At 36.9% G+C, this 22,222-nt stretch carries 13 protein-coding genes; 1 reads left to right on the top strand and 12 read right to left on the bottom strand.

Annotation, left to right across the window (positions count from 1 at the left end; translation table 11 throughout):
* Positions 1–123: 123 nt before the first annotated feature.
* On the top strand, positions 124–309 hold the full coding sequence (locus E0946_RS03280) for a hypothetical protein (protein WP_133201041.1): 186 nt from the start codon (positions 124–126) through the stop codon (positions 307–309).
* A gap of 153 nt (positions 310–462) precedes the next feature.
* On the opposite strand, the gene E0946_RS03275 is transcribed toward E0946_RS03280, so the two are convergent.
* From E0946_RS03275 to E0946_RS03220, 12 genes are all read right to left on the bottom strand, one after another.
* On the bottom strand, positions 463–1,998 hold the full coding sequence (locus E0946_RS03275; RefSeq protein WP_133201040.1) for a nucleotide sugar dehydrogenase: 1,536 nt from the start codon (positions 1,996–1,998) through the stop codon (positions 463–465).
* A gap of 194 nt (positions 1,999–2,192) precedes the next feature.
* Complete coding sequence (locus tag E0946_RS03270; RefSeq protein ID WP_133201039.1) at positions 2,193–3,596, bottom strand: MATE family efflux transporter; 1,404 nt, start codon at positions 3,594–3,596, stop codon at positions 2,193–2,195.
* 679 nt (positions 3,597–4,275) lie between these two features.
* The gene (locus tag E0946_RS03265) at positions 4,276–8,346 is read right to left on the bottom strand and encodes a translocation/assembly module TamB domain-containing protein (RefSeq protein ID WP_133201038.1); all 4,071 of its coding nucleotides are present in this window, start codon (positions 8,344–8,346) and stop codon (positions 4,276–4,278) included.
* 4 nt (positions 8,347–8,350) lie between these two features.
* Positions 8,351–9,016: an ABC transporter ATP-binding protein gene (locus E0946_RS03260; RefSeq protein ID WP_133201037.1), complete on the bottom strand. Its 666-nt coding sequence runs from the start codon at positions 9,014–9,016 to the stop codon at positions 8,351–8,353.
* Between the two features lie 12 nt (positions 9,017–9,028).
* Positions 9,029–10,246: an ABC transporter permease gene (locus E0946_RS03255; protein ID WP_243713735.1), complete on the bottom strand. Its 1,218-nt coding sequence runs from the start codon at positions 10,244–10,246 to the stop codon at positions 9,029–9,031.
* Positions 10,233–11,195 (bottom strand): glycosyltransferase family 2 protein, encoded by a 963-nt coding sequence (locus E0946_RS03250; protein ID WP_133201036.1) that lies wholly within the window; start codon positions 11,193–11,195, stop codon positions 10,233–10,235. The genes E0946_RS03255 and E0946_RS03250 overlap by 14 nt, the downstream gene beginning before the upstream one ends.
* Before the next feature lie 11 nt (positions 11,196–11,206).
* On the bottom strand, positions 11,207–11,791 hold the full coding sequence (locus E0946_RS03245) for a diacylglycerol/polyprenol kinase family protein (RefSeq protein ID WP_133201035.1): 585 nt from the start codon (positions 11,789–11,791) through the stop codon (positions 11,207–11,209).
* A gap of 23 nt (positions 11,792–11,814) precedes the next feature.
* Positions 11,815–13,374: a single-stranded-DNA-specific exonuclease RecJ gene (locus E0946_RS03240; protein ID WP_133201034.1), complete on the bottom strand. Its 1,560-nt coding sequence runs from the start codon at positions 13,372–13,374 to the stop codon at positions 11,815–11,817.
* Positions 13,368–14,597: a hypothetical protein gene (locus E0946_RS03235; RefSeq protein ID WP_133201033.1), complete on the bottom strand. Its 1,230-nt coding sequence runs from the start codon at positions 14,595–14,597 to the stop codon at positions 13,368–13,370. The genes E0946_RS03240 and E0946_RS03235 overlap by 7 nt, the downstream gene beginning before the upstream one ends.
* Entirely contained in the window at positions 14,594–15,487 is an 894-nt protein-coding gene (locus E0946_RS03230) for a TatD family hydrolase (protein ID WP_133201032.1), read from the bottom strand. Before E0946_RS03230 ends, E0946_RS03235 begins: the two co-directional genes overlap by 4 nt.
* A 238-nt stretch (positions 15,488–15,725) precedes the next feature.
* Positions 15,726–19,247 (bottom strand): pyruvate:ferredoxin (flavodoxin) oxidoreductase, encoded by a 3,522-nt coding sequence (nifJ, locus tag E0946_RS03225; RefSeq protein ID WP_133201031.1) that lies wholly within the window; start codon positions 19,245–19,247, stop codon positions 15,726–15,728.
* Between the two features lie 120 nt (positions 19,248–19,367).
* Positions 19,368–22,199: a M16 family metallopeptidase gene (locus E0946_RS03220; protein WP_133201030.1), complete on the bottom strand. Its 2,832-nt coding sequence runs from the start codon at positions 22,197–22,199 to the stop codon at positions 19,368–19,370.
* Positions 22,200–22,222: the final 23 nt, after the last annotated feature.

Below are 22,222 nucleotides of genomic sequence, written 5' to 3'. Positions count from 1 at the left end.
GGTTAGTAAAGAGTTTTAGGCTTTGAGCCTTTCTATTTTATTGAGCCAGGCAAGGCTTTAATTTGCCAATTAAGTAAAAAATTTAATCCTAAAAATAAGATTTCACTAAATGGAGGAATCAAAATGAAAAAAATCGTCGTAATAGCTCTTATCGCTACAATGTTAATCGGCATGCTGGTTTTCTCTGCATGCAAGAGCAAAGAAACCCAGGAGCAACTTCCTGATACTACTGGTGTAGATACAACTCAGGTTCAAGTGCCAGACACTACAGGAATGCAAGAACCTATAACAAATCCGCAAGTTCAGTAACCCTGAATATAAATCAGCGTTACTAATAGCGCAGTCCTTAAAAAAACGGGCATAAAATCTGATGCCCGTTTTTTTATTTTTGATTCTAATATCTGAACTGATAACAAAAAAGGTGGGAAATACTCCCACCTTTTTCATTATGTTCCTATTAGTTTAAATTATGTGACCTTTGCCAACTCCACGAACTTTACAACCTAATTGTTTATATTTATTAATAACCTCATCGTTTAGAAAATTAGAACAATCAACAATCAGTGGTTTGGTTCCCTGACACATAGCAACAACTTCTGCCGGGTCTAAATGTTTATACTGATTGTGTCCCACAGCAAAAATTACTACATCAGCTTGAGGCAAGACAGAGTTCAGGTCTTTTTCCACCTTGGCATCTTCCAATTCGGGCCAAACTTCCACATAGGGATCATGAGTGTAAACTAAAGCAAACTCCTTCCGAAGAAATTCTACCAGTGTTTTAGAGGGTGAATGGCGAGTATCAGCTACATTTTCCAGATAGGACACACCCAGCACTGCTACTTTCACATCTCGGAGAGCGGGAATTTCTTTTTTAATAATGTCTATGGTATGTAGTGGCATAGTATCGTTAATATTGACACTTCTAATTGCCATTTCCAAAAAGTCATTAATCTCAAAAAGAGTTTGCATAGCCCAATTAGCCAGAACTGGGTCCTTAGTTAAACAGTATCCACCAACACCAAGACTGGGACGGCACATATTATCGTGCGTACCTTTACGCTTGCGAATAGCTTCTCTAACCTTGAACAAATCTACTCCAATCTGTTCTGCATAGCGTGCCCATTCCAGAGTTAAAGCAATATTGACTGCACGATAAGTATTCTCCATCGTTTTTGCCAATTCTGAGGCATTAGTGTTGTCCAGTTGAGTTAAAGGATATTCTTTAACATTGAGGACATTGGAGAGAAATTCACGACAGAGTTCCGCACTTTCAGGATTGACCCCAGAATAAACTCTCCAGAAATCACGGATTGATGCCACATAATTTGCACCAGGCATAACTCTTTCATAAGAATGAGCAATTAAGGGTGGATGAAGAGCAATGTCTATTCCGCGCTTAGTAAATTCCTCTTCCAGAATAGGTTTTACCACTTTTTCACAGGTTCCTGGGGGAACTGTGGTTTCTACCATAACCAGACAATTTGGACGAATACGTTCCCCTAAAGTGCGAATACCTTCACGAAAAGCTAAAAGGTCACAATACCCTTTTTCTGCTTCACCAAATGATGGTTTAGTGGCATCTAATTGAATATCTACCACTACAATATCTGCTAAAGAATAAACGAATTCTTCACTCGTAGCTCGGAAATTCTTCTTTTCAATCACTGTCCTTTTGAATATCTGAGGAATTTCCGGGTCAGAAGAATTAACCGGAGGAACGCCTGAGTTTATCATCGGAACTTTCCAATAAGAGCGTTTAGAGGGACGTTGATGTCCATGCACATAATAATAGGGATTCCCATCTTCATCTGTGGCATCGGCTACTACTGCAGCCATAACGCAACCTACAAAACCTAAACCCTGAACTACCACTATTTTTCTACCAAGTTTCCGCTGTTCTTCTGTTATTTTTAACAGGGTTTCGCGTTCCTTGGCATTATCTACTTCTGTGGGTAAAGGATATCCTGTTCCGTCAGGGGCAAGTGAAACTTCAATCATTGACGAGTGTCTCCTTTATAAAATTTAAGAATGTATAATATTTTGGATAAACTTGTTCTGTCAAGCTTTATCTGACCTTGCTATTTAACTTTCTATAATAAAGAACAGGGTATATAAAGGAGATACTCTTAAGTTACTATTAATTATCAATAAATAATAATAGCTACAGTAAACAATTTAATGGATAACAAATATTAAGCTTCATCAGCGGGGAAAGGTATATATTCTTGAGATATGGGCGCTGCAGGTGCCGTTTTCAGCTTTTGGATAATATGGTAGACAAAGATAAAGGATAGAATAGTGGTAAAAGCATCACCCATAGGCATAGCATAGACCAGTCCATTAAATCCGAAGAATTTATTCATTATTAACACTGCAGGGATATAGATTAATCCCTGGCGTGACAGAGAAACAATAAGAGCAGGAAGTGCTTTTCCCATAGCTTGAAGGCTATTCATAAAAATCATACCCACACTGGCAAAAGGAATAGCCCAGACATATGCTTCTAAGACCTTTTTACCTATGTCCATAATCTCCTCATTATGGATAAATATCCCAATTAAGCCACGCGGAAAAAGAATAAAGATTAAAGTAAAGATAGCACTTAATCCCAGATTTATGATAACAGCACTGCGTAATGCTTTTTTCATTCTGGAATAATTACCTGCTCCATAGTTAAACCCAATCAGTGATTGAACACCCATAGCCATCCCAATAAAGATAAATAGGGGGATTGAAAACACTCTGGAAGCGACACCAAGAGATGCTACAGATGCATCTCCATAAGAGGAAGCAAGTCTGTAAGTTATAGCATTTCCTACACTCATCATTATCTGACTTAAAGAGGCAGGAATACCAATATAGAGTATTTCCTTAAATATATTCCATTTGAAGTGTAGATATTTTTTCCCAGGAATTGCAACTGCATGGGTGGAATGATAATACCAGATATAATACAACATTGCCAGACCCTGTCCAATAACCGTGGCAATAGCTGCTCCTGATACACCCATATTTAATACAAAGATAAATATAGGGTCCAAAATAATATTAGCACCGGTCCCAATAAATAGTCCATACATAGAATATTTAGCTCCACCTTCACCTCGTATCATCTGAACCATAGTAAATTTTACAAAGACTATAGGGCTACCTAAAAACATCCAAAACATATATTTACTGGCTGGAACTATGGTTGCAGCACTGGCTCCTACAGCCTTTAAGGTATAAGGCATAGTTAATATCCCAACTATAGTCACTATAATAGATATAATGAAGGTACTAAATATTGAGATGGTGGCAGTTTCCTTTGCCTGATAATAATCTTTTTTGCCTAAAAGCCGGGAAAGATAACTTGCACCCCCGACTCCAAATATACCAGCAATAGCAGCTTGCATAGTAAATAAAGGCAGAGCTATAGAAACTCCTGCCATAGCATTAGGATCTTTTAATTGGCCTATAAAAAAGGTGTCTGTTAGATTATATAATATATTTATCAGCATACTTAACATACTGGGTAGAGCTAAGCTAAGTATGGCTTGAAATATAGGCATTTCCTCTAATATGAATATATTATTATGTTTCTTTGCTTTCTCCATTTTTAATTCTCCGAGTACAAAATTATAAAGGGATTTTATTTGTCAACTTCTAAATATTAATTTATAAAATGAGTTAAAACTCTTATCTGACCCTATTATAAAGAGTTAATCCTTTTTTTGTCTTATTCCAGTATAATTTGTAGCGTTTGCCTCCATTTATAATATATTTAATCTCAGTATATTACATTATTTATTATATCTTATTTCACCTAAATATAGTGCCCCATAAATAATAATGATAGTAAATTAATATAATATTATTAAGGCAAATATTAAAAATTAAAAGTAATGAAAATTATTTCGTGTAACTAACTTAAACAGTAAGTATTAGCAAACTATTCATACACTTATCTCTTAATTGCCTGTCTCTTAGCTATTTACATATAAAAGAGCTAAGGGAGAGGCAGGGGATTTAAAGGAAAAATAGTAGTTAAAAGATAGAGATGATTAAACGGGACAAAAATAAAGGATAATTATTTATTTATTAATAAGATAAAACAATTTCATATAATCAAATAAGAGGATATAGTCAAAAAAGTTAATTCATAGCTGATAGAGAACAAAAAGATAACGATTATTCAGCGGTCAATAATATCATTTTGTAATGAGGTATATTGAGTTAATTTTGCTAAAATAGGTGGGGAAGCAGAAAGTGTAGCTATAAACTGTAGATATTTATTTAGATGCTCCAGAAGCGTAAAGATTTATGAGCCATAATTTCATGCGTCATTTTAGGCGTAATAGGTTCATATTTGAAAGTATAAGTTAGGCGATATTGCCTGGGAAGAATCCAACGTAAGGAGGTATCATGATAAATTAAAAACTTAGTTGATTGGAGGTCAGTAGCTTCTTGCAGGGTGAATTGATAGTCCAAGAACATTCTTAATCCGAGGTATTTACTCATAGATATAGAGAGGTTATTGAGCAGTATTGATGAGCTGAACTGGACGATATCATTCATAAACTGGTTCATATCAGTGTATTCTGCCAAGGGATAAGGGCTGGTGGTATATTCATTAAAGAGATTTTGGATAAAACCGATTTTAATGCTAAAGTTATCCAATTTAAGCCATCTTCGGAGATTATTTTCTAATGGATAGATAACTGGCGAAATAAATGAATAATATAAGTTTTCGGAAATCATACTAACTGCTTCTTGACGCAAGATGTTTTGTTCTTCAGGTGTATTCTGGCTTGTTTTTCCCCTTAGCATAGTTTCTCTCTGGATAATGCTGGCGATAGTAATGTCATTTTCATTGTCACTGCTAAGAGCGAAGATTAGTCTTTGTAAGATTGGTTTTGAAACATCCGGGTCCATTCCCACATCCAGAGTAACGATAGTTCCATCAGGAGAACGATAATTAAATCTTCCTTTAATATCAATTTTATTTTGCGATTCCAGGATTTCCAGGGTAATTGTTTCAGTTTGGAAGATAGTGCCGAAGAAATCCAGTGTACCCTGCTCAGAGGCAATACTTGCTTCTGCTACTTTCCATTTATGTCCATCGTAAATTAGATGCAGAAAGCTGCCTGGCTGGAGGTAAAAGTTAGTTGGATAGGTGGCATATTTATTATTTTCGCCCAGACGAATCATAAGATCAAGTGTGAAAGGTAAAGGAACAGGTTCCTTAGTTTTTTCTTCATCTTTAATGATAGAGCTACGGATATTGTAGATAAGGTTTAACAGGTTATTAGTATTTGGTGGAAAGACAATATTTGCATTATAGACCAGGATTTCGCCGGAAATGGTCATATCTTCAAAGGGTCCATAGATGGTAGCATATTCAGTATTTTGTCCACGAATAATAACTTTACTAAGACTCAAAGGTGTAGTTATTTCAGGGATATAAATAAGAGCTCCGGGTTCATCTATTTTTAAAGCCAGAGTTCCCAGGTCCAGAAATCCGACATTTAGATGAATACTTTCATCGGAATCAAAGCTATTTTTTACCGTCAATTTACCTTCACCCATATAGCAGGTAAAATTCTCCAGGAAAATCAGATTATCCTGAATTTTGGCTGATATGTTTATATTACGAATAGGTTCTGCCTGGTCTTGAAGTAATATAGAGCCATCGTTAATAGAGAAATTTCCATTTTTGACCATAAGTTGGTCTTCAAAGGTTTGTAAACTGCAATCTAAATGAGCTTTGCCGCGGGCATTTTTAACCAGCGGTACATTTTTATCCAGCCATTCAAATAATAAGCCATCCACTTTAAGCTGTAAGGTGTGGTTACCTTCAAAATAGGTATTAGTGAGGAGATTGTAATCTATAGCACCTGAACCAGAGACGGTTCCTAACTCGTTGCATGCCACATATAAAGTGTCCACAATCAGCACATTTTTAGTCTGAGATAGCATAACCTGTATATCATCCAATTGAGCAATATCAGGGACTGCAAGTTGATTGGATTTAACATTAACATCCAGAATGATTTCTCGGTCGGGTGATAGCGTATCTATGATAAATAAACCCACATTTCCGTAGACATTCCCTTCCACTGGAGGAGAATACATCAAATCTCTCATATTCAAATCTGGAATTATAGCCTGAAGACGTATATCCAGATTATCAACAATATTTAGTGAACCTGAAAGAGAAGCTAAAGCTTTGGAAGGATTATTAATAGTGCCATTTAATTGAACTTGCTGTAAGGGTCCTTGAAAGTTTAAATTACTTGATACTGGTTGGAGACCTGGTATAATTAAATCATTAAATTTCAAGTTTGCATTAAGAGGTTTTTCTTTATCTGAATCATATTCAAGCGATAGGTTAAGATTCTGGAATTCAGGAAGATTAAGTGCTGGGAAATAGTTTTTAATATCTTGATAATCCACATTCTGCACTTCAAGTTGCAGATAGGGATTTTTCACATTTTTAACATCTACCTGTCCCCGAGCATAAATCTGGTCGTTTATTAGTAAGCGTTGAATATCAATAACTGTGTTTTTAAGATTAGCATTAAGTTCCAGATTAACTGTATTATTGTCCAGTACTGAAGGTGCGTCCAAAATTATTGTTCCTTCATTATTTTTCAGGTCGTAGGAGGCAATCAAATCTATATTGGATTGAAGGTCTACATTGGATTTCAGTTCAAGTTCAAGTTTGGAGGCAAGGACAAGTTTGTTTCCTGTAAGGAAAGCTTGAATATCGCCAGTAATTTCAGGTGCAATATCGGTAATAGCTTTATTAGCATAAAGACGGGAGATATCTAAATCCTTACATTTGGCATCCAGAAGAAAATTTTTGTCTTGAATATCACCGATAAGAGAAAGGTTAAAACCTTGAGGACTGATAAGAGCTACATCAATATAATAGTTTTTCTGAGATTCAGAGAATAGGGGAAGAAAATTGGCATAACCATTTATTGCATCCAGTTTTATTTCGTTTTGAGCATAGGATAGATTATTTATTTGAGCTTTTACTTCAGGCACAGAAGTTGCAAAATTGAGTTCAAAATCCGCATCAGCAGTTATTTTCATTTCTTGGGGATGATGATTTATGGGAGTAGTGTTCAAAAAGCCAGTTAATTGACGGTTTTCTAAAGAATAATCTCCATATAGATTGATATTTTGGTTTTGCCAGATAAGATTATTTAGAGTAAATGATGCTATCTGGTCAAGATAGAATGCTTGGAGGTGGAGGTTTTGGAAGTCCTGATTAGCATAAGAAACTTTTTCCGATGCGGCATTCAAAGTTAATTGAGGTTCAGTGAAATATCCATCTGCAGATAAAGATGCATCCACAATCCCCTGTAGTTCGGGAGTTAGCATCGCCAGGTCTAATTTTAGTTTTAATTCACTGGGCTCCAGACCAATTTTATCTGTTATCCCTGTAACAACTATTCTTCCACCTATGGCGCTGGTTCCAACCGTGCTGGGTGAAAGTTCTACCACTAATCTATCCTGGTTTCCCAGAATATGAAGTGATGGAATGTACAATGGATACCTGGAAGCTAACAACACTTCAGTTTGGTGCAAAAAAGTTTTTGTTTCAAATTCCAGTTTTGCATCTTTGTTCTTCTGCGAAGCTTTAAGAGTGAGGTCTATTTCAGTATCAAGATTGGTAAATTGAGGATGATTAATATACTGGGGATGGTAATTTCTCAATTCAGTTTGTAAAGAGCTTAAGCTACCTTTATCCAGAACGCCATTAGCACGGATAGTGCCATCTTTTGCGCTTTGAGCAGAAAGTTTAAAGTTAGAGACATCAGTGTTTACCATATTCAAGCTAATATGGTCAAATTGTTCTCTTATGCTTAAGGTGCTATCAGTTCCTATTTTAAGCGGATAATCTAAAGCGAGAAGGAAGCGGGCATTATTTACGGTTGCTTGATTAAAATAGAGGCAAAGGTCTGGAATGACCAGTTTCTTTTTTGGTTTCTTGACTAATGGAGGATAAGAATAGCTAACTTCTGCGCCATCTACCTCAACTTTGTCCAGGATATTGCGTATTTTAAATCCCGAAAAGATGAATTTAAGAAGATTATATCTACAATGAGCATTATCTACAGTGAATTTAAAAGTGCCATCAGTGGAAGCAAATTTTATGTTTTGAGCAAAGATTTGTCGCTCACCGATAGAGAGATTTCCTATCTGCATTTGACCTTTAAGAGCCTTACCTACTTCATGTTCAATGAGGTTTTTTACTTTTCCTTGCACATCTAAAAGATACCAGGAAACAAAAAACAGGACATTGATTAACAATAAAATCAGGATAAGTGTCAAAAATACACGGGAATGTTTCATTGTTCTAAAAAAGCTGACCGTCTCTTAATTCATAGGACTTATGAGCCAATTTTGCCAATTCTGGGTCATGGGTGACAATCACGAAAGTTTGTCCCAATTCACGGTTTAATCTCTGAAATAGATTCCATATTTCGGTGCTATGTTGAGGATCCAGATTGCCTGTTGGTTCATCAGCCAAAACTATATGCGGCTGATTGATTAAAGCTCGGGCGAGAGCTAATCTTTGTTGTTCTCCACCACTCAATTGATTGGGATAATGCCAAGCTCGGTCTGATAACTCCAGCAAACGAAGCAGTTCATCAGCTTTTTGAAAAGCTACGGATTTATTAGCTCCAGCAATTAACATAGGCAAGACCACATTTTCCCGGGCATTAAGGTCATCAATCAGATAATGAAATTGAAAAACAAATCCAATTTGCTGATTTCGGATTTGATTAGCCTGAGGATGATGAGTGGAAACTTCCACACCTTTGATGAATACTTTTCCGCTATCCGGCTCATCTAACAAACCAAGAATGTGCAAAAGGGTGCTTTTTCCGCAACCGGATTTACCGGTGATACACACAAAATCTCCACATTCTACCTCCAGGTTAGTTCCCCTTAGCACCCGAATATCATTTCCGATATCAGTGTAGGTCTTGTGTAATGAATATCCAGCTAAGCAAAGCAAATGTTATTCTCCTTAAGGATTACGTAAAAGGTCTATAACTTGCATCTTATCTATCTTTCTTAAAGGTATTTGCACACAAAGAAATACCAGAATAAAGGCTAAGATGAAGATTAAAATCTGATTTAAAGGAGCTATATATAGAGCTAATTTATCAATAAAATAAACTTCACCCTTAAGCTGATAGATATTTTGATGAACTATTAGCCAGGAGGCAATAAATCCGAGAATTAGCCCCAATATAATTGAGATAAGACAAAGTAGAGTAACTTGATATCCTAAGATATGACGGATAGTAGATTTTGGAGCTCCCAGAGCTTTGAGAACAGCAATTTCATTCTTTTTATCATAAATCTGGGTGGAGATTCCGCTAATAATATTAATTCCTGCGATAATCACCAGAAAGAAAAAGACGATAAAGATTAGCCATTTTTGCATCTTGACCAGACGTAAAAGTGTCGTGTTTGTTGTTGGTAATGCTACCAAATTACTATCTATTATTTTATCATATTCTTCTGCATAGAGATTAATGTCATCGGCATAATTATTTTTTAATCTGATTTCCAGACAACTGAACCCATCCTTAGCTCCAGAAAGAATTCTTGCATCCTCCAAGGTTCCAATAATGAGTGTCCTATCATATTCATAAAAGCCAGAATGGTAAATGCCCGTGATTATTAGAGGAGTTTCCACAGGATACATTCCCAAAGGAGTTATCTTATCCAGACGAGGATAGAAAACTTTGAGAGTATCACCCAGAGAAAGTCCAAGTTCTTTTGCCAGATAGGTTCCTACAATGATATTTCCTTTATCTAATTGCGCAGTTCCTTCCTTCACATATTTAGCATAATTAACCTTACTGCCAATATTTACATCATAGGCATTAAATATAGTTCCTCTTGCTTTTGTGCCATTGCTTGCCATCAGATTTGTAGTTAAAAGTGGTGTTGCCGAGTCAATTTCTGGTCTGCTATTTAGTTCTTGTAAGGTAGATGAAATTAGGGTATCAGGTAATAATTTGCCATTTATGTGTTCAATTCGGATATGAGCAAATGAATCCAGAAGCACAGATTTGAGACCATGTTCATAGCCTTCAAATAGGTTCAAGGCAGTAGACAGAATTCCTACAGAGATAACTATACCCAGCACCATAAACAGAAAGCTAAAACGCCATAGATGTTTTTTGGGAGCTTGAATATAGCGTTCAAGGAATAACTTTTCAGCTGGATTCAAGGTCTAATTCCTCTTTCTTCTGGATATTGACAGTTTTTTCTACCGATACGGGTAAAGGACGCAAAGGGACACTTCGATTTACGATAAGTTCTGAGATTAGTCCCAGAGAAACAAATTGTAAGCCTCCAAGTATCAGGGTGATAGCAAGGAAAAGTAAGGGTCTATTGCTTAGAGGTTGATTATAGAAAATTTTCAGAACAGTCAGGTAGATTGCTATAATTGTACCGATTAGGGTTGCTATCAAACCGACTCTTCCGAATAAATAAAGCGGACTTTTAGCATATTGAGTTACCATCTTAACCGTTAGAAGGTCAAAAAAACCACGTAAATAACGTTCCATTCCATATTTAGAGTGTCCATAAATTCGTTTACGATGTTCAACTGGGATCTCAGTTATTTTGTAACCCAGAGAATGTGCCAGAGCAGGAATATAGCGATGCATTTCTCCATAGAGGCTAAGTTCTTTAACTACTTCTTTACGGTAAGCCTTAAAACCACAATTAAAGTCCTTAAGTTTAAGATGGAAAGCGCGAGCAGTGACAAAATTGAAAAATCGTGAAGGTAACACCTTATGCCAGGGATCATTTCTTTTTTGTTTCCAGCCAGAAACAAGGTCCCAACCCTCAGCTATTTTATCCAGAAACTTTGGAATCTCTTTAGGGTTGTCCTGCAGGTCCGCATCCAGAGTAAAAACTATCTCACCTTGCGCCAGATTAAATCCATACTGTAAAGCGGCAGCTTTTCCGAAGTTACGACGAAACTTAACTACTTTAATGTTCGGGTCTTGACAAGCCAGCTCTTCCATAATGGCAAAGCTATGGTCTTGACTTCCGTCATCTATGAAGATTATTTCATAGTTATGAGGAGCACAATTAGCTATGATTTCATCGGTTAACTGTTTTAAAGAATCTTGCTCATTGTATACTGGAATCACGAAAGATAAAAGCATATTTGTCCTTCTTAAATAAAAATACCGGCTAAAGTCATAAGTATAGCTGATAAAAAGGGAATTTTTATATTGTCATCAATACGAATCCTACTTGCCTCTGCCAGAGTAGCACCTAAAGCACCAATAAGGGCAATTACAGGGTCTGCTTTAAAGCAAAGAGCAAAGACAAAACATACAATAAAACAAGCAAGGCTTCCTTCTAAGGTTTTATTACTATTTTTATATTTTCTCTTGCCAAAGTTCAGTCCTACCAGTGCAGCTGAAGTATCACCCAGTGAAAGAAAACATAGAGCAAAAAAAGTGACTTCTGGAGGAAAGAAAGCGATACAAATTACGGAAGAAAAGAAAAGATAAGTTGCCCCAGTGAAATCATACAGTTCTTTATGTCTTAATACCATACCGAAAATCAGCCAGAAAGTTTTTCGGAAACTCTTTTGCCATAAACGATAAAACTCTATGACCAGCATTAGAATGAATACAACCAGCATAATGGAAAACATAAGATTGCGATTGTAATTCAGTACATAACGATACCCCAAAGGAATAATAAGTGAACTGAGATGGATGGTCTTGCGTAATGATTCCTTGAATTTCATCGTTCGTTAATCCGATAGAATCCTTAAGCAATGGAAGATGTTTCGGTAAATGATAGTACCTTTAAGACCCTTGGAGAAATCCAACTAACTAAAACATCTCCCTTTATGTTATCAGGGAAGTTAAAACCATTAATATCCACTTGAAATTTACTCTGCAACTCCATTAAAGTGGTATCTTTAATGAAAAAACAGGGTTCAGGATGGTCCTGCCCATAGGGGAGTAATAATTCTAAGGATAACCAATTTTGCTCATTTAGCTCCTCTAAACTTACCACTGCATCAGGTTCAATCTTTAGATTAGTAACTGGTTCTGGGCAATTTTCATCTAAATACTGGTGGAAACATTCCAAAAAAGAGTCATATTTTTCAGGTTCAAGAGAAAAGCCAGCTGCTTTAGCATGTCCTCCATATTGTTTCAAATGTTCTTTACAGAAAGTAAAGGCTTCTACCAGGTTAAATCCTTCATTACATCTACCTTCGCATACAATTTCTGAATTATGTAACTTCATAATAAGGGTTGGAACACCAAACTTTCCCGTAATGTAGGAAGCAGCAGCACCGAGAAGATGATAAGGGATAATACCTTCATCGTCAAAATATATAAAAGCAGAACCTTCAAAACCAGTGGTGAGCGTATCCAGAAAGTTGTAAACTTTTGCCAGTTCTGTTTCCGACTGATTCTTTAAGGAATCTAAATGGTAGAACAGTTTTTCTTTCTCACCATTGGTTTCAAGCAAAAAGCGTAAGGCAGCATTTTCACCATTTTCCTCTCTACCATTGGAAAGGAGTCTTACCAGATATTGAATCAGGTCATAGATATCTGTATAAGTTTCCATGGGACCATAATAGGGTATTAGAAATTCAAAAGTAGAGTCCTTTAGCTCTTGCCAGTGTTGGAATGCATAGCGGACAATTATACGATTTACTTCGGTCATAGGCACTCTATCTGCAATAGAACCTACAGCTGTCCAAAAATAGTAGTCTGGAGTTATTTCATATTCCAATTCTCTACCTAAATAACGAATCAGCATTAGTACTACTCCTACTCCAGCAAGCATTTTATAGGGATATGTACTTGAGGGCAAATGTGGATTGACGATGCTGTAGGCATTGGGAATTTTATCCGGTTGGATGAGATGATGGTCAGTAATAAGTGTTTCACAACCAATCTGGTTTAGCTTTTCAACTCCTTCAAAACTGGCGATGCCATTATCAACTGTAATGACCAGATGATAATTACCTTCCTTTACAAAATTTACAAGACTATCTTGAATCCCATAAGGTTCAACATTACGATTGGGAATGAAATATCTATGATTCTGAAAACCGCAAGTATTGAAGAATTGGTAGAGTATATAAGTGCTGGTAATGCCATCGGGATCGTCATGTCCGAAGATAACCAGAGGCTCGTTCTCGTACATAGCTTTTTTGATTCGGGCGGCACACTTTTCTATGTTAGCCAGCAGTGCTTCATCAGGAAGAGCTTCTAAACCAGCTTCCAAACTTTCTAAAGATAGCCCTCTTTTTTGAATAATTTTCTCTAATAAACTTGGGGTTTTTCCCTCGGATAAATTTTCTACCATAAAGTCGTTTCTTCCTTTTCAGGAATATCTCTTGGCATCGTTCGGTCTATAGGTTTGGAGAAAATATCAAAACCAGTAAAGCCAATCATCAGAAGAAATGAATTGTCCAGGAGTCTATTTTTCTCCAGATTACCTCGCTGGTTATATTGAAATCCCAAGTCAATGCGATTTACACTAACTGGTAGAGGTAGAGATATTCCTAAAGATAGAGCAAGTTCATTGACATCTGCTTCATTAACCTGAAATGGGAGATGACGATAAGAGACACCTGTTCGCATAGGAAACTTCAACATTCCTTTATGTTCATCTGAAGCAGAGGGCTCATAAGCAAAACCCAATCCAGCTTTCCAGCTATCGGTATATTTGTTTTCATCTATAGCTTCCCAAGTCTCATAATGTAAATCACAGGCAACTTTAAACTGAGACAAGGGAAGTGCTGTCACACTCAAAGAGTATTGAGAAGGAATCTGTAAGGTATAAGATATAGGTTCTTCAGTTTGATGGATAGAGGAACGAACCTCTTCTCCTTTCAATTTTGTAGTCATAGTATAATGAGCGCCAAGAGCAAGTTTATCATTATGCCAGAGATAACCGAGCGTAAAAGTGGGATTCTTAAAGTCTCTACTGAGCTTTTCTCGGGTATTAAATAATCCGAAATTACCTTCTTGCTTAAAATCTCTAATATCATGCCCAAAAAAGTAATTTCCGCTTACTCCAAAGCTATTATTCTTCCATCTATAACTATAAATTAGGTCTGCCCGATAGATATAACGGTCTATGGATTGTTTTTCTACTACTTCAGTGCCGTCTTCCAATAAAAAAGTATGTTCATTGGAAACCAATCCTGAAACATAAGGATTAAACTGGAAACCAAACCGATGAAGTTTAAGGGGGAAACTTAAGCTAAAAAGAGGGAAATCCAACGAGTTATCCAGGAAGCTTTTTGTATTGCCTTGTTCATCTTTAGAGCGATAAGAATTGTAGCCTGGTATAATTCCAGTTGAAAAGAAGCAGCGATTATCCGGATTATTCATAGCCGGGTTGGCAAAGCCATTGTTTACCCGGAAGATATCGCTGGCACCTGTATCACCCATTCCCAGGCTATAAATATCGGTGCCATAGTATTGCACAGGATATCCATCATAGGAGAAAATGGAATTACCAGCACTTAAGGTAAAAGTTAAAATGCCTAATGCTGATATAAGAAAGATGATTTTCTTCACTTTTTATTTTGTCCTTTTTTAATCTTAGTTAAAGTCTTTCCTGTGGAAGGAGCCATAAAGTTCTTACGGGACTTAGCGATTTTTGCTGTAACACTCGTTTTATGACTGCTCTTTCCCCTTGGAGGTTTTATAGGATCAGGTGGAATTCTGAAAAAGCGAAAAGCATTGTTATAGGAATGTTCTGCCACTTCATTAGGTGTGATTCCTCTAATATCAGCAATCTTTTCTGCTACAAGATGCAGGTAAAGAGGACTATTTCGCTGTCCTCTATGAGGATATGGAGTAAGGTAAGGACAATCTGTTTCAATCATAAACTGGTCTAAAGGCATCATTCTAATTACATCGTCTAACCTGGAATTGGGATAGGTTATAGAACCAGTAAAAGATATCATCCAGCCTTCATCAAGCACCTGTTGAGCAAAGATTAAGTCACCAGAAAAGCAATGAAAAACCACATCCTTCGCATTTGCTTGTTTCAGAATTTTAAAGCATTCTTGATGAGCATCCCGGTCGTGAACGATGATAGGTAAATCGTAATCCACTGCTAAAAGAACTTGATTGGAGAAGACTTCTCTTTGAACGGAATAAGGGGCAAGATTACGAAAAAAATCCAGTCCAATTTCTCCAACAGCTAAAACTTTCTTTTCTCTCGCAAGATACTTTACTACTTCAGCATCAAAATCGGTTGCCTCATGAGGATGAAATCCTACCGTTGAAAAGATATGAAGGTGCTTCTTTGCTAATTCCAAAGCGTTCAGTGAGGTTTCATTATTAAAACCTACATTGATGATATATTCAATACCGCTATTGAAGCATTCCTGAATCAATGACTCGCGGTCTGAGTCAAAGTCGGGTAAATCAAGATGAGCGTGAGTCTCAAATAGTCTCATTTTTTGTTAATGTATTCCCATTATATTTTTAATTCAAGAAAAATGTAGATTGATTTTCTTGTCAATTTAAAAGAATTTAGCCCGTTTATACGATTCTTGTCCTGTTTTCCCTTATTCTTCAGTAGATATTATTTAGGTTATGTTATCTTATTATAAATAATCAAATTAGGGCTTGACTTTGTTCTTGCCAAGCCCTAATTATTTATCTATTATTGTAGTTTATTTCCAGAATGTGGTTTTAACTCTGAGCTAATTTCTTATACTGAAGATATCGCTCTTTGAAGAATTCTTCTGCCTCATTTTGTATCATTTCAGAACGTTCGGGTGCAATATCTTTTAATGCAGCATAACGTCTTTCACTTTTCAGAAACTCTTTCACACTCAAAGTTGGTTCTCTGCTATCCAGAGTTAAAGGATTTTTACCCTGAAGTGCATTAAGTGGATTATAGCGATACAGTAACCAATAACCTGCATCTACTGCGGTTTTCTGTCTTTTTTGTGAATAAGACATATCAATACCATGATTGATGCAAGGAGCATAGGCTATGATTATGGAAGGACCAGGATAGGCTTCGGCTTCCAAGATAGCGTTTATTGCTTGCACTTTATTTGCTCCCATAGCAATAGAGGCAACATACACATAGCCATAGGTCATCATCATCATACCCAGGTCTTTTTTATTGGTATTCTTGCCAGCTTCTGCAAAGCGAGCAATAGCTCCTAACGGAGTAGATTTTGATGCTTGTCCGCCGGTATTAGAATAGACTTCCGTATCCAGCACGAGGATATTTACATTCCGATTTGATGCCATAACATGGTCTAAACCGCCATAACCAATATCATAAGCCCAACCATCTCCTCCAATTGCCCAGATAGAGCGGTCTATAAGATTATCCTGAAGTTCTATCACTTTTTGCAAGAGAGCTTTATTATCTCCCTCAGCACTATTCAAAGCTTCGGGAAGTAGTTTCTTAATAAGGGCAGCATTTTCTTTCGCTTGCTTATCTACTGCTTCCCAGTGTTCTAAAGCATAGTTAATAGCTTCTTTCAGCTCTGGTTTTAGCTCTTTTTCTAAAAGTTTCTCTAAGTAGATTTGCAATAACTTACGATTAGAATTTACTGCCAGACGCATACCAAATCCATATTCTGCGTTATCTTCAAACAGCGAATTTGCCCATGCAGGTCCTTTTCCTGATTGATTCTTGGTATAAGGAATTGTAGGGAAAGTTCCACCCCAGATGGAAGAACAACCTGTAGCATTGGCGATAATCATTCTATCACCAAAAAGTTGAGTGAGTAATTTCACATAAGGTGTCTCTCCACAACCTGCACAGGCACCAGAGAATTCCAGTAAGGGTTGCTTGAACTGTGAGCCCTTGACGGTGGTTTCTTTAAAAGAACCAGTATAGTCATAGGGAAGTTTTTCAAAGAATTCATAGTTTTCTTGTTCTCCCGCAGCTCTTTCATCTTCAATGGGAGACATCTCTAAAGCTGCCTTAGGGCATTCATTGACACAGACTTTGCAGCTCTGACAATCATCAATATAAACTTGAATCTTGTATTGATAACCTTCAGCACCAATAGCCTTAAGGGTATTAAAGGAGGCAGGGGCATCTTTTAAATCATCCTCTTTGATAAGTTTTGAACGGATAGCGGCATGAGGACATACAAAGGAACACTGATTACACTGAATACACTTATCTGCAATCCAGTGAGGAACTAAAGGTGCAACTCTTCTTTTTTCCAGTTTAGCAGTTCCTGTTTCAATAACCCCATCCAATGGCATATCGGAAACCTTTATCTGGTCACCTTTTTCTCTCATAACGGGTTCTATCACTCTCTTTACAAAGTCAGAAGCATCATCAGGAACAAGCTTTTTATCAGGTGCAAACTTCTCCGGAAGACTATCGGGGATATCAATTTTAACCAGTGCTTCATTAACTCTATCTACTGCCAGAAGATTCATATTTACTACATCTTCACCCTTTCTGCCATAGGTCTTACGAATAGAGTCCTTGATGAGAGCAATGGCTTCATTTCTTTCCAGAATACCAGAAATAAGGAAGAAAGCAGTTTGCATCACAGTGTTTATTCTTCCACCTAATCCCACATCTTCTGCAATTTGCAAAGCATTTATATTATAGAATTGAATCTTGCGATTGATGATAACTTCCTGCATTTTACGAGTCAAGTTTTCAAAGACCTCTTCTCTATTCCAGTGAGAATTTAGCAAGAACACTCCATTCTCTTTGATTCCTTCTAAAAGGTCAAAACGACCAATAAAGGCAGGATTATGGCAGGCAACAAAATCTTCCTGATAAACAAGATATTGACTCTTTATGGGAGATTTACCAAAACGAAGATGGCTTCGTGTGATACCACCACTCTTTTTAGAATCATACTGGAAATAACCTTGAACATAAAGGTCTGTGTGGTCTCCAATGATTTTTATACTGTTTTTATTAGCACCAACTGTGCCATCTGAACCTAAGCCCCAGAATTTACAGTTAATAGTGTCCTTTGGACTGGGGTCAAGAGGTTCATCAAAAGGCAAACTTTTATGGGTCAAATCATCTTCTATACCTACAGTGAAACTATGAAATCCCTTTTCCATTAAGTGCTTATAGACAGCCAATACCATCGGAGGAGTAAATTCCTTACTGGATAAACCATAACGACCTCCAATAATATAAAGTTCAGAGCGATTCTTTAATGCAGATACCACATCTAAATAAAGAGGCTCTCCAATGGACCCTGGTTCTTTAGTGCGGTCCAGAACAGCTATCCCTTTTACAGTGGAAGGGAGAACTGACAGGAAATAGTCAATACTGAAAGGACGATAAAGATGAACTTTAATCAGTCCCAGCTTCATATTTCGTTCTTTATTCAGAAAGGTGATGGTTTCTTCTATGGTTTCACAGCCACTACCCATTGCGATAGTAATATATTCAGCTTCTGGATGTCCAACATATTCAAAGGGTTGATAATAGCGCCCTATTTTATCTCCCACTTGTTTCATTGTTTCTGCCACTATGTCAGGAGCAGCTAAATAGTGCCCATTCACGGTTTCTCTACCCTGGAAATAGACATCGGGGTTTTCTTGACCTACTTTTATCCGTGGATGGTCTGGATTAAGTGCACGTTGACGAAAAGCTTCTACCAATTTGGGATCATTCAATTCAGCTATCGTATCATAATCTATCACTTCTATCTTTTGAAGTTCATGTGAAGTGCGGAATCCATCAAAGAAAACTACAAAAGGTATAGATGTTTTCATTGTGGCAAGTTGTGCAACTAACCCCAGGTCCATCACTTCTTGAACGCTATTACATGCCAGGAAAGCAAAACCAGTATTGCGAGCGCTCATCACATCAGAATGGTCACCGAAAATGGATAAGGATTGAGCAGCCAGAGAGCGAGCAGTTACATAAAATACGGTGGGAAGCATTTCTCCAGCAATCTTATGCATATTTGGAATCATCAACATCAAACCCTGAGAAGCTGTGAAAGTGGTTGTTACTGCTCCAGCAGAGAGAGCACCGTGAACTGCTCCTGCAGCTCCAGCTTCAGATTGCATTTCTATTACATCTACTGTGGTTCCGTTGAGATTCTTTTTTCCACTTGCTGCCCAGGCATCTACAAGCTCTCCAATGGGAGAAGAAGGGGTAATAGGATAGATAGCAGCTACTTCAGCAAAAGCATAAGCGATATGTGCCGCAGCAGTATTGCCATCCATTGTGGCTTTTTTTGCATCAGCCATAAGATAACTCCTTATATATCTATTTTACTATTAAAATCAAAGTTTTTTTAACCTTAGTTCTTGAATGGACTATACTGTCAATTGATTTGAACTAATTTAAAAGCTATCTAATTGTAATTCTTAGTTCTTTGAATCTTTCTTTCCATTCTCCGGAAGCATTATCACACTTAGCTTATTATCATTGAATCTCAAATAGCTATTTGCAGCAGAGACAATACTTTCTGGGGTTAAACGGTCTATATATTGGGGTCTATTGGTAAATTCTGTTAATGGCTTCCCCAGCCAGATATTGGTCCTTAATTGATTAATCCAGTATCTATTAGACCTTATATTTTGTTTAAATTGCTGTTTGAGTGTTTCTCGCGCAGAAATAATATAACGCTCATCTATAAAATTGCTTTGTAAACTATCTAAAGTGGCAAAAATAGCATTATTAAGTTCATCTACTCTCACAGGTGCACATGCCATAACAATATTCAAAAGATAGTAAGGTTTAGGATAGGGAGTCATATCAGACCACGCTTGGATTAAATAGACACCACTTCTTTCTTCTCTTATATTTTCTCTTAACTTTTCATTCATAACATATAGCAGACCATCCATCAGCACATCGTTCTCAATGTTAGGTTTATATGAACCGTTGGTGATATGAGACACAAAAGCACGATCAGTCGCACCTTTTGAAAATCGCACTTCTTTTTGTCCGCTTATAGGATAGATATTTACATCTTTAATCTGCTCTTTTCTTTTTTTAGTGGGTAAATTCCCCAGATAAATCTGGCAGTATTGTTTTATGAGTATTTCATCAAAGTTTCCTACAATTATGAAGGAAAAATCCGAAAAATCGGCAAAGCGGTCACGGAAAATGCGTTCTACCGTGCTCATTTCAATCTTATCCAGATCAACTTCTGCAAGATTAACCCGATAGGGATGGTTATTATAAAGTTCCTTATCAATTTTATCCATAAAGACATTTAACGGATCTAAGTTCCTGTTTTCATAATAGGTCTTAGTACGCTGGATAAAAGATTGAAAATCCTGGGCATTAAACCTGGGATTAGTGGTATATTGATATATCATTTGAAACATCAGTTCCATATCTTTTGGTGAGCAGGAAGCATCCAGGGTTTCGGTGTAGGGACCCACATCCAGAGAAACACGCACTACTTTATCAGCGGTTGCCTTAGAAAGTGATACGGCATCAAAAGAACCAAATCCACTTTCTTTTAGATAGCTGGAAACAAGTTCTGCTGCAGGAATATCTTCTTTATTATAGCGAGTATAACCTCCAGGACTGATGGCAGAAAGCAGTACTTCATCGTTCTTAAAATCTGTCTTTTTTGCATAGATTTTTATACCATTTTTCAACTGCCAGTAATAGATACCTGTTTCAGGATCGTAGCTTTCCTTTTTGATTTTCACAGGTTTGGGTAGATGAGACATAAGGGGAGCGGATAAAGCTTTATCCTCATAGGCTTCAAGTTCCTGGGTGCTTATATGTTGAGCAATTTCCAGTAATCTTTCCTCAGAAGGGTAGGTTAAACCTTCTTTCTCTGGAGCACCAATGGAGATGCACATATTCTTTTCCTGAATCAGTTGAGTAACTATAGCATTGATTTCTGGTAAAGTTAACTCTGTTAAGAAAGATTTCGTAAGTTCTAAATCTTGCTCAGCACTTAAAGTAACATCATTATAAGATAAATCAAAAACCAGTTCCCAAGCAATCTGACTGGATTCACGAGTTTCTTTTTGGTCTACAGCTTGTTGTAGTTCTCTTAATATTTGAGATTTAGCTCTTTCAAATTCACTGTCTAAAAATCCATATCTTTGTACCCTTTCTGCTTCAGTAAGCATTGTGGTTAATGCTGTTTCTGCTTTGTTAGGCAAAAACATAGACATAATTGCTGCGGTAGACATTGTCCTTAGCATAGGATATTCATAAGCCGCGGCAAATGAATAAGGTGGATTAGGACTCTTGCTAAATTCATCTAAACGGGAATTTAACATCGTGTAAAACAGACTGTTCTTTAAATAATTTAGATAGCTCCCGTAAGTTTGGACTGGACTGGGTTCCTTTTTCCACATTACATTCAATATATTATAGGGATATTCTGGGTCAGTTGCCACTACTGCCACAGGTGTGAGGTTTTCAGGAACTTTGAACTCCTGTTTAGGTCGTGGATTTACCGGTTTCGGAATGACACCAAAATACTGAGTTACCAGAGCTAAAATTTCCTGCGGGTCAAAATCTCCCACTATAACAAGTTTTTGTAAATCGGGACGATACCAATCTGTATAAAATCTTAATAGAGTATCTCGGGTGAAACTACTAATAACTTCAAAAGTGCCAATTGGTGAGCGTTCTGCATAGCGTGAACCAGCAAGAATAACTGAATTTTGTTTATCCCTGATTCTACTTTCAGCATCTTGTCCCATACGCCATTCTTCAATTATTACTCCTCGTTCCTTTTCAATTTCTTCCGGATCAAAAGTAGCCTGATATGCCATATCCGATAGTATCATCAATCCCTTATTCAATTTTTCTTTATCATCAGTGGGGATTTTAAATGTATATATCGTATAATCATAACTGGTCATAGCATTTAGACCATTAGCGTATCCCATTCCGATGGAAGAAAGATAATTTACCAGTTCTGATTTAGCAAAATTTTTCGTGCCATTAAAAACCATATGTTCAGTAAAATGAGCTAAACCACGCTGGTCATCATCTTCATCTACTGAACCTGCATCAACATAAAGACGGAGCTCTGCCAGATGAGAAGGATTGGGATTATGCTGTATGTAATAAGTAAAACCGTTTGGCAACTGTCCTGAAAGAATTGCAGGATCCTGTTGTAGAGGTTGTTCTAAAAGTTCATTAGGTAGTGCTGGGAGGATAGTAAAAAGTGCACAAAATAGCACACTTATGAAGATTAATTTCTTCAAGTTCATTTAGAATAGTATTCCTTTATCAT

Source organism: Candidatus Syntrophosphaera thermopropionivorans, assembly GCF_004353895.1.
Lineage (GTDB): Bacteria > Cloacimonadota > Cloacimonadia > Cloacimonadales > Cloacimonadaceae > Syntrophosphaera > Syntrophosphaera thermopropionivorans.
This window is presented reverse-complemented; position numbering and strand designations above follow the sequence as displayed.